Genomic DNA, 16,004 nt, shown 5'->3' with positions numbered 1-16,004 from the left:
CCCCGGTCTCGTGAGACCGGGGCGGCGTTTTCGTTGCCCCGCCGTACCTCAGCCGGGCAGGGCCGTCTGGACGGCGGTGGCCGTGCCCAGCGTCACCAGCAGGCCCCGTCCCGGCGGGCCGCCGACCGCGCCGCGGGGGAGCCGGATGGTGAACAGGTCGCCGTCCGCGGGGCTCTGCACCGAGAGCAGCAGACCGGTGCGGGCCTTCCTGGCCTCGGCGACGAAACCCCGGTAGGCGGTGGTCAGGTCACCCGTCGTACCGCCGATGACGAGGCCGTGCTCGCTGTCGCGGCCGGTGCGCAACACCTGCTCAAGGGACATGCCCAGGGGCGAGTCGGGGGAGACCAGCTCCGCGTCGTCCACGATCGCCACGTACCGTTCGTGCCCCGCCACGGCCCTGTCGAGGTCGCCGTCCGCGCCGAGTACGGCCAGCACCCCCTCCTGCCCGGCCAGCGTGCTGAGCGGGCTGCGCCTGGGGGTGACCACCACCACGGGCGTCCCCCTGTCGAGCAGGGAACGGGCGGCGGTCAGCAGCGCCGAGGAACGCCCGGAACGGGACGGCCCGGCGACGACCGCGCCGGGTCCCTGGGCGAGCAGGTCGACGCCGAGCGGGGTCAGCGAGTCGCCGCCGACGCCGAACAGCGCCCACAGCGGGGAGGGCGGCTCGAAGGAGGGCACCAGCTCCAGCGCCTGCGCCGAGGTGATCCGCATCGGCAGCGCGTCGACCCGCAGTGGCGGCTCGCCGTTCCACGGCCACCGCCCCGGCTCGGCCGTACCGGGGGAGGCGCCGAAGCGGCCGGGCACCTCCCTGGACAGCGCCTGCAACGCGGCGACCTGGGCGGGGCCGGCGGGATCGTCGCACAGCAGCGCGATCTGGCTCTCGACGATCCCGTGCTCCCCGGTGGCCAGCGCCCTGCCGGGGGCCAGCGCGGCGGGCAGGTCCTTCACCGGCAGCCCGGCCAGGCCGTAGTCGGAGGGGTCGGCCAGGCGCAGGATCAGCCGGTCCTCGAAGACCGTGGAGATCTGCCCGAGCAGCACCGACCTGTCCCCGGTCACCACGGCGCGCAACCCGACCGCGGGTCCCTCCCTGAGCAACTGCATCGTCGACTCGATCAGCCGCCCGTAGTCGTAGCCCTCGAACGCGGCGACGAACCCCTCCCACCGGTCGAGCATCAGCACCATCCACGGCAGCCTGGGCCCGGTCGCGGCGGCGCGCAGCTCGGCCAGCGACGCGTAGCCCGCCTCGGCCAGCAGTTGCTGGCGCCGCCCGACCTCGGCGCGCAGCCGGGCCAGCAGCCGTTCGACCCGGTCGAGCTGGTCGCGGGTCACCACGGCGCCGCAGTGCGGCATGGCCATCAGCGGCAGCAGTGCCCCGGAACCGCAGTCGATCGCGTGCAGGTGCACGTCCTCGGGGGAGGCCCCGGCGGCGATCGCCCCGGCGAGTGTGCGCAACGCGGTCGAACGCCCGCTGCGGGAGGCGCCCGCCAGGAGCAGGTGACCCCCGGCGGCCAGGTTGAGCGCCAGCGGTCTGCGGGCCTGCGCCCACGGCAGGTCGGTCGTCCCGAACGCCAGCGGCGGCACCTCCTGGACCCCCACCCGGTACGGCGGCGCGTCCCCGGGGGCCACGGTGACCCCGGGGGCCACCAGCAGGTCGTCGAGCGGCGGCAGCCAGGGACTCGGCTGCCTGGGGACACCGGTGACACGGGCGGCCTCGACCAGGGCGTCGACCAGCACGGACAGGTCGGTGACCGCGGCGTTCTCCGTGGCCGTCTCCGGCGGAGCGAGCGGCTGCCCGAGCGCCCGCCAGCCGACCTCCGTCACCCTGGCCCGCACCTCGCTCTGCGCGCCGGGTCCGCGTCCGCCGATCCGCGCGGTCTGCACCGCCGTGGGCGTGCCGACGCCCGACTTCACGTAGCACCGTCCCGGGGTGGCCTTGGAGATGTGCGCGGCGTCCGGCCTGTCGATGACGTCGGAGGACTCCGCGGCCTCCGTCACCCGCAGCGCGATGCGCAGCGAGGTGTTGGCCTGGATGTCGGCGGTGACCACGCCGCCGGGCCGCTGGGTGGCCAGGATCAGGTGGATGCCCAGCGAACGGCCCCGCCTGGCGATGTCCACCAGGCCGGTCATGAAGTCGGGCAGCTCGCTGACCATGGCCGCGAACTCGTCGATGACCAGCACCAGGCGGGGCAGCGCCACCAGCGGGTCGGCGCGCAGGGGCAGCTGCCTGACCGCCGAGCCCGCCCCGGCCACCATCAGGTCCCGTGAGGCGCGGGCCCGCTGCGCGTCGCGCAGCTCGTGGTAGTCCTCGATGTCCTTGGCCCCGGCGGCCAGCAGCAGCCGTTCGCGGCGGCGGATCTCGGCGGCCAGGGAGGCCAGCGCCCGCTGGGTGAGGTGGCCGTCGAGGTCGCTGACCATGCCGACCGTGTGCGGCAGCCGTACACACTCCTTGAAGGCGGCCCCGCCCTTGTAGTCGATCAGCACGAACGTCATCTCGTCGGGGCGGTTGGCCACCGCGAGGGAGCAGATCAGGGTCTGCAGCAACTCCGACTTGCCCGCGCCGGTCGTTCCCGCGATGAGCGCGTGCGGCCCGTCGGTGCGCAGGTCGACGGAGAAGACGCCGTCGGGGCCCGCGCCGATCACCGCCCGTGTCGTACGGCCCCAGCGCTCGGCCAGGACGGCGCCGGAGACCGAGGGCAGGTCGAGCAGGTCGAGCAGCCTGGCGGAGCCGGGCAGGGCCAGGGCGGCCTCGTCCCGGCTGACGTCGCGCACCGGGGCCAGGGAGCGGGCCAGCCGGTCGCACCAGGAGGAGGAGACCTGGTCGGCCAGGATCTCGCCGAGCCCGTCCAGGCCGCCTCCGCGCAGCCGTACGGTGCCGTCCCCGGCCACGTCCGCCACGGTGGCGCACTCTTCGGGCAGCAGCCGCTGGTCGTCGTCGAGGGCCAGGGTGTAGACGCCCGCCCTGGGGCCCTGGCGCAGGACCTGCGGCATGCCGGGCAGGGCGCGCAGGACCTGGGCGCCGTCCAGGACGACCAGCACGTCGTAGGGCCGCTCGTCGTATACGGGCGCGACGTCGGCGCCTGCCGGGGCGCCGTCGCCCCATCCGGAGGCGATACGGCCGAGCTTGGCCGCCGACCCCTCCTCCTCGCCCTGGCGTCCCTCGATCAACGCGGTCAGCTCGGTCACCCTGCGGGCGGCGGCCTCGGGGTCGGCGCCGACCAGCGCGACACAGTCCTCGCCGCCGCGCGGGGCGCAGTGCGGCAGCCAGCGCACCCAGTTCCAGTTCTCCTCCCCGTCGCGGTGCGCCGACAGCACCACGATCGCCAGGTCGCGGGGGCTGTGCAGGGCGGCCGCCTGGCCGACCAGCCACCTGGCCAGCCCCGTGACGGCCGGTCTGTGCCCGGTCAGGCCGGCGACGCCGAGACGGCGCATGGCCAGGGCCACGGGCACCGCGTGGCAGTCGGGCGGGTCGGGGAGCACGCAGTCGGCGGGGGCGGAGCGCTCCGGGGTGAACTCCAGGTCGGCGGGCAGGTCGGCGAGCCCGACCCGCAGCCTGAGCGCGTCCTGGTCGTGGTCACGGCGCTCCCACAGCCGCCGTCTCGGCCCGGTCGCGGTGAGCAGCACCTCGGCCGGGTCCGGCGCGGCGGTACGGCGCTCCGCCTCGTCGTCGGCGCGGGCGCGCTCGACGTCCGCCTCGAAGTCCTTCAGGCGCTTCCTGTACTCCTTCATCCGCTGGCGGTACTGCTTGCGGCCGTGCCGCCGGTCGCTCCACCACTGGCCGATCATGATCAACGGCGTCATCAGCGCCATCAGCAGGAAGTACCAGACGTGCAGGGTCCAGGCCATGACCACGCCGAGCGCGGCGGGCAGGAAGGCGGTCAGCAGCTGCAGCCGCATGGTCTCGGCGCGTTTGGGCTCCGCGGGGACCTCGAAGCGCCGTGTGCTCGGCGGGGTGCGCAGCCTGGGCGGCCGGTTGTAGGCGAGGCCGCCGTCGGGCTGGGCGTCCAGGTGCGCGTCCGGAGGCTCGACGGCCCTGAGGGTCAGCACGCTCGCGCCACAGGTCAGCACGGCGTGCTCCCGCCAGGGCGCCGGGCCTTCGAGCGGTTCCCGGTCGAGTCTCGGCGTGGCGCCCTCCCCCGCCTCGACGGTGATGGCCTCGGGAGTGAGCCGGACGACGGCGGCCCTGGGGGGCAGCATGGGGTCGGCGACGGAGACCGCGCAGGCCGGGTCGGAGCCGATGGTGTGCACACCCAGGCTGATGCGGTGCACGGACCCGGCGGCGGGCCCGCCGACGACCCGGATCTCCACGATGCCGCCCGGTTCCTCGGCGAGTGTCGCGGCGGCCAGGTCGCGTTCGAGGGTGACGAGGTCGCCGTCGCGGAGCAGGCCGAGGGCGGGCGCGGACGGTTCGAGGAGGCGGCCGTCGAGCCACATGGGCGGGGGTTGTGACCCGATGTCGCGGTCCAGGCCGTAGGGGGCCTTGCTGCGCGTCAGCCGTACCACGTTGCTCGGCCGCTCACCGCCCTGGCCGGCGAGCGCCTCGGCGAGCCTGGCGACCGTGGTCGTGTCGTCGCCCTCGACCACGACATCGCGGTCGGTGTGCTCGCTGAGCACGGTGAGCATGATCCGCATCGACGCTCTCCTCGGGTCGGAGCCCCGGTCCACGGTACAGAGTGGCACTTGTCGCGAAGGAGTGGTTTGCGGCAATGCCATAGGTTGTGGAGCGGTATGTGGAAAACGTGGCGGCCTGTGGAAAACCGCCTGATGACAGTGGCCGGTCGTGCCGTTTTAAATGGGCGTTCGCTCATCGGGCCGCGCACGGGAATGGCCGGGTGGGGCTGTGGAAAACTCAGGCCGCCGCCTCGCCGTACGGCCTGACCTGGGAGGTCGTGGCGGCGGGACGCGGACGGCGGGCAACGGGAGACGCCGTCTTCGCGTATGTGGTTTCGCGGTGACACGGGTGATCCGTTTTCCTGAGGGGGAACCGCATCCGGTGTGGGGCCGGGGCGGCGTACCCGGACCACTTCGCCATGACGCAAGCCATGACGCAAGGATGACACACGGTGAACGGCCTTCCGGCCGGATGGTGAAGGGCGCGGGTCTTTCCCGCCGAATGAGCCCCCTAAACGCCGGGGTGGACGCCGTACGAGTTAATCAGATGCCCTTATCACCCCGATAAGTCTCTTGTCATCTCACCGAACCGTCAGCATCCTTGCGATCGGCGTTGACAGACCTGTTCCTATCAAACGAGCATGGGACCTGGATTTTGTCTGCCTGTTCATCGGTGCGGTGCGCATAATGGCGTAAATTCGAGCAGTAGTCCCATTTGCGAAGACTCTGGGAGTCCCCCTACCCATGAGGACCAGTGAGAAGCCGGGCGGCCGCCCCCCGGCGAACGCCGAGCGGCCGGGCGCGCAACCAGGGCTTTCCGGCCCGGCGTCGCGCAAACTCCCCGTGTCCCCGCGTGAGCGCAAACCCGCGCTCGCGGCCCTCGCCCTGTTGCTCATCCTGGGCGGCGCGCTGGCCACCACCCTCCTGGTGCTGCGCAGCGGAGACCGGGTCTCCGCGATCCGGATCGTCAAGCAGATCGGCGCCGGGCAGCAGATGCTCGTCACCTCCATGCAGGAGGTGCAGATCGCCGACACCGGCATCGACTACGTTCCGTGGTCGCAGAGCGCCCAGGTCGCCCATGACTTCGCCAGCGTCACCCTCCTGCCGGGCACCCTGCTGACCCCCAGGATGGTCGCCTCGGCGAGCGGGGAACTCGGGCCGGGCAAGGCCATCGTCGGCCTGTCGCTCAAACCCGGCCAGCTGCCCATCACCCTCGACGAGGGCGACCGGGTCCAGGTGATCTACGTGCCGGGCCGGGGCGGCGACGGGACGCAGAGCCGGGTCCTGGCGCAGAGCGCGCTCGTCCACCGGATGACCGCGACCAGCAGGGGAACCCCGGCCGGTCCGCTGGCGATCGTGGTGGACGTCAAGGACGCGCCCCTGATCAGCACCTACGCCTCAAGCGGCGAGGTCGCGGTGGTCGAGCTCCCCGGGGCCCGCTGAGATGGCGCTCATCGTGCTGGCGGCCGACAAGGGGGCGCCCGGGGTCACCACGGCGGCCACCGCGCTCGGCGCGGTCTGGCCCCGTTCCGTCCTGCTCGCCGAGTGCGACCCGGCGGGAGGCGACCTGGCCTACCGCCTGCCCGCGCAGGACGGCGGCGTGCTCAACCCGGGCAGGGGCCTGCTCACCCTGGGGGCCACGGCCCGCAGGGGGCTGCAGCCCGAGCAGATCCACGAGCACACCCAGCGGATCGTCGGCGGGCTCGACGTGCTGGCCGGGCTGACCCACGGCGAACAGGCCGCGGGCCTCACCTGGCTGTGGGGGCCGCTCGGCCGCGCGTTCGCGGCGCTGCCCGGCGCCGACGTGCTGGCCGACTGCGGGCGCCTGGGCGGCCACCCCGAGATGACCGAGCTGGTCACGGAGGCGGCCCTGGTGGTGCTGTTCACAAGGGCGAGCCTCGACCACGTCGCCCACCTGCGCGAACGCCTCCAGGTGCTGCCCTCGTCGGTGCAGACCGCGGTCGTGGTGATCGCCGACCCCCGCCAGTACCGCACGACGATCGACGACGTCCGCCGGATCGTCACGGCGACCGGCAGGCAGGTCGCCTTCGTCACCGGCATCGCGCACGACCCCAAGGGCGCCGAGCTGCTGCGCGGCCAGTGGGGCGGGCGCCTGGACCGCTCGCTGCTCATCCGCACCGCCCGTGAGCTGGCCGGACGCCTCGCCGCCCAGATCCGCGCCCCGGAGCACGTCCTGTGACCATAGACCACACCCTGGTGAAGCGCTTCCGGCAGGAGGTCGGCGACCGGCTGGCCCACCAGCGCCGCCTCGACCAGGCCAGCGGCCTGCCGCCGATGAGCGGCGAGGACGAGCGCCAGTTCGCCCGCGCGCTGATCGCCCAGGTGCTTGAGGAGTTCGCCCGCGGGGAGATCGGCGTCGGCCGTACCCCGCCGACCGCAGAGGAGGAGGAGGCCCTCGCCGGCGGAATCCACGCCGCGCTGTTCGGCGTCGGCCGCCTGCAGCCGCTGCTCGACGACCCCGACGTCGAGAACATCGACATCAACGGCTGCGACCGGGTCTTCGTCGGCTACGCCGACGGCCAGGAGCTCATGCGGGAGCCGGTCGCCGACTCCGACGAGGAGCTCATCGAGCTGATCCAGGTCCTCGCCGCCTACAGCGGCCTGTCCAGCAGGCCGTTCGACACCGCCAACCCCCAGCTCGACCTGCGCCTGCCCGACGGGTCCCGGCTCTCCGCGGTGATGGACGTGACGGTCCGCCCCGCGGTCTCCATCCGCCGCTCCCGCCTGGGCAAGGTCTTCCTCAGCGACCTGGTCGGCAACGGCACCGTGACCCCGGAGATCGGCCGCTTCCTCTCCGCGGCCGTCGCGGCCCGCAAGAACATCATGATCTCCGGCTCGACCAACGCGGGCAAGACGACCCTGCTGCGCGCCCTGGCCAACGAGATCCCGCCCCACGAACGCCTCATCACCGTCGAACGCGCCCTCGAACTCGGCCTCGACCAGTTCGCCGAGCTGCACCCGAACGTGGTGGCCTTCGAGCAGCGGCTGCCCAACTCCGAGGGCCAGGGCGAGATCTCGATGGCCGAGCTGGTGCGCCGCTCGCTGCGCATGAACCCCTCCCGGGTGATCGTCGGAGAGGTCCTCGGCGACGAGATCGTCACCATGCTCAACGCGATGACCCAGGGCAACGACGGGTCCCTGTCCACCATCCACGCCAACTCCTCGATGGAGGTCTTCAACCGCATCGCCACCTACGCCCTCCAGGCCGCCGAGCGTCTGCCGATCGAGGCGACCCACATGCTCATCGCGGGCGCGATCGACTTCGTGGTCTTCATCGAGAAGCGCAACGACTACGCCAAGGGCGGCAGACTGCGCCGCTTCGTCTCCAGCGTGCGCGAGGTCGCCGGTGTCGACGGGCGGGTGCTCTCCTCCGAGGTCTTCGCCACGGCCCCCGACGGCCGGGTCCTGCCGAACGCCCCCCTGTCCTGCATGGAGGAGCTGGCCCACCACGGCTACGACCCCGGAGGCTGGGCGTGAACGGTCTTCCCCCCGGCCTGTTCGACCCGCTGGTCATGCTCGCGGGTGCGGCGCTCGGCGCCGGGCTGTTCCTGCTCGGCCTGGCCCTGTACGGCCTGCGCCCCCGGCCCGCGACCCCGGGCAGGAAGGCGGGAAGACGCGAGCTTCTCAAGGCGCTGTCCACCCGCTCGGCCATCGGCGCGATCGTGGGCGTCCTGGTGCTCGTGGTGACCGGATGGCCGGTCATGGCGGCCGGGGCCGTACTGCTCGCGCTCGGATGGCGGGGCCTGGCGGGCGGCGCGGCCGAGGAGCGTACGGCGATGCGGCGCCTTGAGGGCCTGGCCGCCTGGACCGAGTCGCTCCGCGACACCATCGCCGGGGCGGCGGGCCTGGAACAGGCGATCCCGTCGTCGATCAGGGCCGCCGCGCCGACCCTGCGGCCGCACCTGCTGTCGCTGGTCGACCGGCTGCACACCAGGATGCCGCTGCAGGACGCGCTCAGGCTGTTCGCCGACGAGCTGGACGACCCCTCGGCCGACCTCGTCGTGGCCGCGCTCATCCTCAACTCCAAGCTGCGCGGCCCCGGCCTGCGCGACGTGCTCGGCGCGCTGGCCGTCTCGGCCCGCGAGGAGCTGGACATGCGCCGCCGCGTCGAGGCCGAGCGCCGCTCGACCCGGCGCAGCGTGCAGATCGTGGTCGGTACGGCCATCGCCTTCGCCGTGGCGCTCGTGGTGTTCAACCCCTCCTACGTCGCCGAGTACGACAGCGCCCTCGGGCAGGCCGTGCTCGTGGTCGTGGCCGGGTTCTTCGGCGCGGGCTTCGCCTGGATGCGGCGCCTGGCCCGCTTCGACAAGCCCGCCAGACTGCTCGGCCTGCCCACCGGAGGGGCCGTGGGAGGCACCATGGGAGGCGAGGCGCGCGATGCCGACTGACGCGCTGTTCGCCGGGGGCGTGTTCGGCCTCGGCCTGTTCCTGCTGATGCGGGCGCTGTTCCCGGCCAGACCGGGGCTGGTGACCAGGCTGCTGGCCCTCGACGCGGCCAGGGAGGGCACCCAGGCGCCCAGGGCCAGGCTCATCCTGCCGGACGAGGACGTCAGCGCCCTGCGCAGGGAGCTGGGCGTACGGCTGGCCCGCCTGTACGCGGCCAGGGGCTGGCAGGCGCGCTCGGCCAAGTCCGACCTGGCCCTGCTCGGCAGGTCGTTCGAGGCGTTCCTGGCCACCAAGGTGCTGCTGGCCGTCTCCGGGCTGCTGGCCTTCCCCCTGCTGGCCGGTTGGCTGGCGCTGATGAGCTGGGACGCCTCGCTCACGATGCCGCTGTGGGTCGCCCTCGCGGTCTCCGGGGTGTTCTTCGTCCTGCCCGACCTCCAGGTCAAACGGGACGCCGCACGGATGCGCCGCGACTTCCGGCACGTCGTCGGAGCCTTCCTCGACCTGGTCGCGATGAACCTCGCGGGTGGCCGGGGCGTGCCGGAGGCGTTGCTGATGGCCGTCTCCGTCGGCGCGCCCGCCGGGGACGAGGAGGAGGCGAACTGGGCGATGGCCCGCATCCGTGAGGCGCTCGGCAACGCCAGGATCGTCGGCATCACCCCGTGGCAGGCCCTCGGACAGCTCGGCGACGAGATCAACGTGGACGAGCTGCGCGACCTGTCCGCCGCCCTCGGGCTGGTCGCCGACGACGGCGCCAAGGTCCGCTCGTCGCTGACCGCGCGCGCCGCGACCCTGCGGCGGCGGGAGCTCGCCGAGATCGAGGGGCAGGCGGGTGAGCGTTCCCAGTCGATGCTCGTCGCGCAGCTTCTGCTCTGCGCCGGCTTTGTGATCTTCCTGAGTTTTCCGGCAGCGATGAAGATGTTGGGGTCCTGACATGCTGAACCATCCGTGGATCGTCTACGCGACGACCTTCCTGAGTGTGCGGATCGACCGGGCGCGCAACGCTCCGAGCAGGGGCGCCTCAGCGGTCGAGTGGGTCATCATCACCGCCATCATCGCCGGGGTCGCCCTCGGCCTGGCCACCCTCATCAGGACCCTCGTCGAGGGCAGGCAGGGGGAGATCTCCGACCAGTTCGGCGGCGGAAGCGGTGGCGGTGGCGGGGGCGGCGGCACCGACGGCGGAGGTGGCCCGGTTGGCGGCAACGGCTGAGGCGCCCGCGCGCCGCTCCCGGCGCGTGCGCGGACGGGACGGCGAGCGCGGCGCCTCCGTCGTCGAACTCGCGATGATCATGCCGGTCGTGCTGGCCGTCGTGCTGCTCGTCGTGCAGTTCGCCCTGTGGTTCCACGGCCGCCAGGTGGCCGACGCCGCGGCGCGGGAGGGGTCACGGCTGGCCAGGATCGACTCCGACTCCTGGCAGGAGGACGCGACCTCCAAGGCCGAGGAGGTGCTCAAGGCCATCGGCCCCAAGCTTCTCGACGGCGCGAAGGTGACGACCTGGGAGGAGGGCGACCAGCGGGGGGTCGAGATCACCGCGACCGCGGTCCAGGTCGTCCCGCTGCTGCCCTCGACGAGCCTCACCATCACCTCGCGCTTCGGCGGCCCCGTCGAGTGCTTCCGGCCCGACGACGGCGGTGAGGGGTGTCAGGAGTGACCAGGAGAGCGGGCGGGGACCCCGAGCGGGGGTCGCTGTCGGCGGAGGCCGTGCTCCTCGCACCGGTCTTCCTGCTGTTCCTGCTGTTCCTGGTGGGCGCCGGACGGATCGTCGAGGCCCAGGGCGAGGTGAACGGAGCCGCCAGGGACGCCGCGCGGGCGGCCTCCGTCGAACGCACCCGCTCCGACGCGGAGAGCGCCGCGGACGAGGCCGCCAAGGGGTCCCTGTCCGGGCAGTGCGAACCGGACGTCAGCCTCGCCGGCACGGACTGGAAGGCGGGCGGCCAGGTCAAGGTGACGGTGACCTGCTCACTCGACCTGGACTTCCTCGGCTTCGGCGCGGCCAAGGACATGCGGGGGGACGCGGTGGCCCCGCTTGAGCAGCTCCGGAGGGTGGAGAAATGACCTCTGCCCGCCGACCCGGAGACCGGGGGTCGATGTCGGTCTTCACGGTGATCTTCTCGGTGATGGTCTTCATGCTGGCCGGGCTCCTCGTGGACGGCGGGGGCGCCATCAACGCCAGGCTGCGGGCCGCGGACATCGCCGAGCAGGCGGCCAGGGCCGCCGCCGACAAGATCGACGTCGAGTACCTCAGGGAGACCGGTCAGGCCCGGCTGCTGGGCGAGGACGAGGTCTGCGCGGAGGCGAAGAAGATCGTCTCCGGCTACGCGGGCTCCGACGTCCGCCTCGGCGAGTGCTCCCTCGGCGGCGGGCAGGGCGAGGTCACGGTCCGGGTCTCCGCGGCCTGGACGTCGTTCTTCCTGGCCGCGCTCGGCTTCCCCGGCTCCGACATGGAGGCCTCGGCAACCGCGGGGCCCGACATGGGGGACGACGGGTGACGGGCGCGGGCCGTACCGATTGAGGCGAACGGCTGGCGGAGCCGGCTGAGGACGAAGAACCTGGACACGAAGGGAGACGCATGCCCACGCGACAGCCAACGCGCATACGACCGAGACGTACGGCGGGCGACCTGGCCGCCGGTCTCGGCGCGCTGGTCGTGCTGGTCGCACTGGTCGGCGGGGTTCCCTACGCGCTGCTGAGGCTGGCCGGGCCGCCGTTGTCGCCCGAACTGCTCCACCTGAACCTGCTGACCAGCCAGGTCGGTACGAGCATGATCGTGGCCATCCTCGTGCTGCTGGTCTGGCTGGCCTGGCTGCAGCTGACCGTCTGCGTGATCGTCGAGATCTACGCGGGGCTGCGCCGGGTCGGCATGCCCGCCAGGGTGCCCTTCTCCGGCGGCACCCAGATGCTGGCCAACCGGCTGGTTTCCGCGGTCCTGCTGCTGTTCACCGTCTCCGCGGTCGTCGTGCCGATCGTCAGGCCCACGGCGACGCCCGCCGCCCCCGCGACCGCGGCGGCCTCGGTCACCACCCCGGAGCCCGAGGAACGGGCGCCGCTGGTGCACGTCGAGAAGGCCAGGAAGGTCTACGTGGTGCAGCCGCCGCACGGGCGCCACCACGAGAGCCTGTGGGAGATCGCGGAGAAGTGCCTCGGGGACGGGCGGCGCTATCCGGAGATCTACCGGCTCAACCAGCACAAGGAGCAGCCCGACGGCAGCCGCCTGCACATGGCCGACCTCATCAGGCCGGGCTGGGTGCTCGACATGCCGGACGACGCCAGGAACGTGCACATCGTCCCGGCCTCCCAGCCGCGCGGGGAGACCCTTGAGGACCACCCGGGCAAGCCCGCGGAACTCGACGGCCACACCCAGGACATCTCGGCCAAGGGAGGCTCCGACCTGCCGGGCGAGGCCCGGCAGGAGGCGGGCGGCGGGGAGAACAGGGGCGAGGCCCGCAGACCCGCCGACTCCCGTGAGGAGAGCGCCGACAGCGGCAGGCGGGAGCCGTACAGGACCAAGGACCAGGGACAGGAGCAGAGCCAGGACCAGGGCCGCGACCAGGGGCAGCAGCAGGGGCTGGAGCTGCTCGACTACCTGGCCGGGGCCTCGCTCGCGGCGGCCGGGCTGCTGGCGGCCCTGGGCCGCAGGCGCAGACAGCAGCTGTGGCACAGGGCGTTCGGGCGCAGGATCGCCAGGCCGAAGGACGACGCGGCCAAGGCGGAGGTGGCGCTCAGACTGGGCGCCGACGCCCCGGGCAGCCGGATGCTGGACATCGGGCTGCGGCTGCTCGGCCGCTCCCTGGCCGCGCAGAAGCGCATCCCGCCCACCATCTACGCCGCCCACCTGTCGGCGCAGAGCCTCGACCTGTGGATCCACCCGCCCGTGGCCGAGGCGCCCGCGCCCTGGAGCGCCCACGACGGCGGCCAGGTGTGGAAGCTGCCCGCCCACGAGGGCAGGATGCTCGACGAACGGGCGCTGTCCGAGGCGCCCGCGCCGTACCCCGGGCTGGTCTCGCTCGGGTCGAACGGCGAGGGGCGCGTGCTCGTCGACCTGGAGGCGGCGCACGGCCTGATCAGCCTCGACGGCCCGCGCAGCACCGAGGCCCTGGCCGCGCTCGCCGTCGAACTGGCGACCAATCGCTGGTCGGACCTGATGACCGTCACGCTCGTCGGGTTCGGCGAGGAGCTGACCGTGATCGCCCCCGACCGGGTCAGGCACGTCGCGACCCTCGCCGAACTGCTGCCCGAGCTTGAGGCCAGGGCCGCGGAACGCGGCCAGGGCGGGGACGTGCTGACCGGCAGGATCCAGGGGCGGGCCGCGGAGCCGATCTGGCCGCCGCACTACGTGCTCTCCGCGCTCGTGCCGAACGAGGAGGAGGGGCACCGGCTGGCCGTGCTCGCCAGGAAGGGCGTCAGGACCGCGGCCGGGTACGTCGTGGCGGGGAAGGTCCCGCACGCCACCTGGAACTGGGAGGTCACCGAGGACGGCAGGGCGAAGGTGGACGCGCTCGGCTTCGAGGTGGACGCCCAGTTGCTGCCCCGCCGCCACTACCGTGCCCTGATCGACCTGTTCGAGACCGCGGGACGGCTCGACGGCGAGCCGATGAGCGACCGGCCGGAGCCCGTCCCGGCGAACGCCTCGGTCGAGGTGCGGGTCCTCGGCCCCGTGGAGATCGCGGGCCCCTCACCGATGGAGGAGGGACGGGCCACGCTCGCGGTGGAACTCGTCGTCTACCTCGCGACCCACCCGGGCGGCGTCCACCCGGTCGTGCTCGGCGGCGTCCTGTGGCCACGCGGCGTGCAGGCGGCGGTCAGGGACGCGACCATCGCCAGGGTCGTCGACTGGCTGGGCACCGACGGCGCGGGGCGCCCCAACCTCTACGCCGACGAGGCGGGCAGGTTCCGCCTCGGCCCCGAGGTGCGGACCGACTGGATGGTCTTCCGCGATCTGGTCCGCCGCTCCCACACCGACTCCGGGGTGCGCGCCGTACTGCTCGAACGGGCGCTGAACCTGGTGCGCGGGCCGCTGCTCAACGGCCGCCCGCGCGGCCGGTACGCCTGGCTGGCCGACGACGACCTGGAGTACGACGTGACGGCGGCCGTCGCGGACGCCGCGCACCGGCTCTGCGACATCCGGATCGAGGAGGGCGACGGGGGACGGGCCGTCGCCGCGGTGCGGGCGGGCCTGCTGCTCGCCGCCGACGACGAGGGGCTCTGGCGTGACCTGCTGCGGGCCACCCACCTCACCGGAGACCAGGCGCGGCTGCGGACCGTGGTCGAGGCCCTGAGCAGGAGGGCCGCCGCCCAGCCGGGCGGGAGCGGGATGGCCCCGGAGACCGAGGCCCTGATCGACGAGCTGCTGCCCTCGTGGCGGATGCACTCGGCGCCGTCCGCATGAGGGCGGGGAGGGCCCTGGCGGCCGGGGTCGCGGTGGCAGGAGTCCTGCTCGCGGGCTGTACGGCGGAGCCGGACAGGTTCGTCCCGCAGGGCGACGCCGGTGGGGTGAGCGCGACGCCGGACCTCTCAAGGGCGCCCGTCGCGACCCCCACGGCACGGACGGAGACGGTCGAGGTCGCCCCCGGCGTACGGCTGGTCGTCGAGTGGCCCGCCGCCCCCGACCGGGACACCGCCGGGATGGTCGCCGCCTTCCGCGACCACCTGGCCGGGTCGTTCAGGGCCGTCGTCACCGGCGGCAGGGACATCGGCTATCTCGACGCCGTCACCGGTGACGCGGTCGGCGAGCTGAGCACGTGGGTGGGGGAGTTCCTCGACCAGCACCGTTCGGTACGGGGCACCGCCCGCGTCTACGCGCTGACCGTCGGCCCCGTGGACGGCAGAGGGGCGCAGATGGAGGCGTGCATGGACGAGTCCGGCATGCGTCTGCTCGACACGGCGACCGGGAGGCCGCTCGCCCGCCAGCCCGCGTGGACCCGTGAGCCCTTCCTTCAGGCGGCCGGGATGCGGCTCGGCGACGACGGGGTGTGGCGGGTCGCGCTGCTACGGCACACGGAACTTCCCAGCGAACGGGTGAAGGGATGTTTGCGATGATCGGGAGAACGGCTGTCGCGGGGCTGGTCCTGCTCGCCGTCACGAGTCCCTCCGTCGCCTTCGCGGCCCCTCCCGGAGGGGGCGGCGGTCCCGAGGCCACGGGCTTCCAGGGGGGCGAGGGCAACGAGAAGGTCGGCGTCGTCCTGAAGGACTCCCGGATCGTCGTGTCCGGGAACGGGACGGGCGGCAAGAGCGACGGCTACCGGGTCAAGCGCCCCTGCTGGTACGAACCTGGCGGAAACGCCGAGGACATGCTGAAGAAGCAGGAGGGGAGCAAGCCCGAGTGGATCCCCGAGACGGAGTGGCGCAGGCACCTGGACGACCTCAAGCAGTTCAAGGACAAGGTCGGCAAGGAGGGGAACTGGTGGACGCGCGCCTACAACGCGGCCGACCCGAACGCGCTGTCCTGCCTGGCGGGGCTCGAACCGTACGTGTTCGTCCCGCCGAACACCACCCCGCCCGCCGGGATCACCGTCAGGGAGCTGGCCGACATCGCCAGGGCCGCGCTGACCGTGCCCAAGCCGAAGATCGAGGTCAATCCGAACGTCAAGAGCTACGTCAACCTGGACACCTGGGTCTGGCTCGGTGACACCGGCGCCAAGACGCGCTCGGTGACCGCGACGCTGCCCGGCGTCATGAGCGCCACGGTCACGGCCACCCTCGGGAGCCTGCAGATCAAGTCGGGCACCACGGGCGATCGCGCCGACGTCAAGCAGAACTGTGCGGGGGGCGGCAAGCCGTACAGCAAGGGGGAGAAGGACAGGTTCAGCTGCGGGGTGACCTACCGGCGGGCCTCGGCCGACCAGCCGCGCGGGGTCTACACGATGACCGTGACCGCGGTGTGGCCCGTCACGGCGCCGGGGGTCGACTTCGACTACGCCCCGGTCCAGGTGAGCGCGGACCGGGACGTGGCCGTCGGCGAGGTGCAGAGCGTCGTCAAGGGAGACGAATGAGG

Annotated in this window: 13 protein-coding genes; 12 read left to right on the top strand and 1 reads right to left on the bottom strand. The window is 73.2% G+C overall.

From position 1 onward, the window contains the following. Positions 1-48: 48 nt before the first annotated feature. Positions 49-4,629: an FtsK/SpoIIIE domain-containing protein gene (locus ABZ463_RS04060; RefSeq protein WP_362772744.1), complete on the bottom strand. Its 4,581-nt coding sequence runs from the start codon at positions 4,627-4,629 to the stop codon at positions 49-51. Between the two features lie 723 nt (positions 4,630-5,352). On the opposite strand from ABZ463_RS04060, the gene ABZ463_RS04055 reads away from it, so the two are divergent. The 12 genes from ABZ463_RS04055 (at position 5,353) to ABZ463_RS04000 (ending at position 16,002) form a co-directional block, all read left to right on the top strand. Further along, positions 5,353-6,051, top strand: a complete 699-nt coding sequence (locus ABZ463_RS04055) for a hypothetical protein (protein ID WP_352010015.1) — start codon at positions 5,353-5,355, stop codon at positions 6,049-6,051. Position 6,052: 1 nt separating this feature from the next. Further along, a complete protein-coding gene (locus ABZ463_RS04050) occupies positions 6,053-6,808 on the top strand; it encodes a hypothetical protein (RefSeq protein ID WP_352010014.1) in 756 nt (251 codons plus the stop codon). After that, positions 6,805-8,106, top strand: coding sequence for an ATPase, T2SS/T4P/T4SS family (locus tag ABZ463_RS04045; RefSeq protein WP_352010013.1), 1,302 nt, complete (start codon positions 6,805-6,807; stop codon positions 8,104-8,106). The genes ABZ463_RS04050 and ABZ463_RS04045 overlap by 4 nt, the downstream gene beginning before the upstream one ends. Continuing rightward, positions 8,103-9,017 carry a type II secretion system F family protein gene (locus tag ABZ463_RS04040; protein ID WP_352010012.1) on the top strand — a complete coding sequence of 305 codons (915 nt, stop codon included), beginning with the start codon at positions 8,103-8,105 and terminating at the stop codon, positions 9,015-9,017. The genes ABZ463_RS04045 and ABZ463_RS04040 overlap by 4 nt, the downstream gene beginning before the upstream one ends. After that, positions 9,007-9,945, top strand: a complete 939-nt coding sequence (locus tag ABZ463_RS04035; RefSeq protein WP_352010011.1) for a type II secretion system protein — start codon at positions 9,007-9,009, stop codon at positions 9,943-9,945. The genes ABZ463_RS04040 and ABZ463_RS04035 overlap by 11 nt, the downstream gene beginning before the upstream one ends. A gap of 1 nt (position 9,946) precedes the next feature. Beyond that, positions 9,947-10,222 (top strand): hypothetical protein, encoded by a 276-nt coding sequence (locus ABZ463_RS04030; RefSeq protein ID WP_352010010.1) that lies wholly within the window; start codon positions 9,947-9,949, stop codon positions 10,220-10,222. Continuing rightward, positions 10,206-10,664, top strand: coding sequence for a TadE family protein (locus ABZ463_RS04025; RefSeq protein WP_362772737.1), 459 nt, complete (start codon positions 10,206-10,208; stop codon positions 10,662-10,664). Before ABZ463_RS04030 ends, ABZ463_RS04025 begins: the two co-directional genes overlap by 17 nt. Next, on the top strand, positions 10,661-11,068 hold the full coding sequence (locus ABZ463_RS04020; RefSeq protein WP_352010008.1) for a TadE/TadG family type IV pilus assembly protein: 408 nt from the start codon (positions 10,661-10,663) through the stop codon (positions 11,066-11,068). Before ABZ463_RS04025 ends, ABZ463_RS04020 begins: the two co-directional genes overlap by 4 nt. Continuing rightward, positions 11,065-11,502: a pilus assembly protein TadG-related protein gene (locus tag ABZ463_RS04015; RefSeq protein ID WP_362772733.1), complete on the top strand. Its 438-nt coding sequence runs from the start codon at positions 11,065-11,067 to the stop codon at positions 11,500-11,502. The genes ABZ463_RS04020 and ABZ463_RS04015 overlap by 4 nt, the downstream gene beginning before the upstream one ends. 80 nt (positions 11,503-11,582) lie before the next feature. Further along, positions 11,583-14,399: a hypothetical protein gene (locus tag ABZ463_RS04010; protein WP_362772730.1), complete on the top strand. Its 2,817-nt coding sequence runs from the start codon at positions 11,583-11,585 to the stop codon at positions 14,397-14,399. Continuing rightward, complete coding sequence (locus ABZ463_RS04005) at positions 14,369-15,049, top strand: hypothetical protein (protein WP_362772727.1); 681 nt, start codon at positions 14,369-14,371, stop codon at positions 15,047-15,049. Before ABZ463_RS04010 ends, ABZ463_RS04005 begins: the two co-directional genes overlap by 31 nt. After that, positions 15,046-16,002 (top strand): hypothetical protein, encoded by a 957-nt coding sequence (locus ABZ463_RS04000; protein ID WP_362772724.1) that lies wholly within the window; start codon positions 15,046-15,048, stop codon positions 16,000-16,002. Before ABZ463_RS04005 ends, ABZ463_RS04000 begins: the two co-directional genes overlap by 4 nt. The last annotated feature ends 2 nt before the right edge of the window (positions 16,003-16,004 follow it).

This window comes from Streptosporangium sp. NPDC020145 (genome assembly GCF_040631275.1).
Classification (GTDB): domain Bacteria; phylum Actinomycetota; class Actinomycetes; order Streptosporangiales; family Streptosporangiaceae; genus Streptosporangium.
Note: the sequence above shows the minus strand (reverse complement) of the source record. Positions and strands in the feature narration are given on the sequence as shown.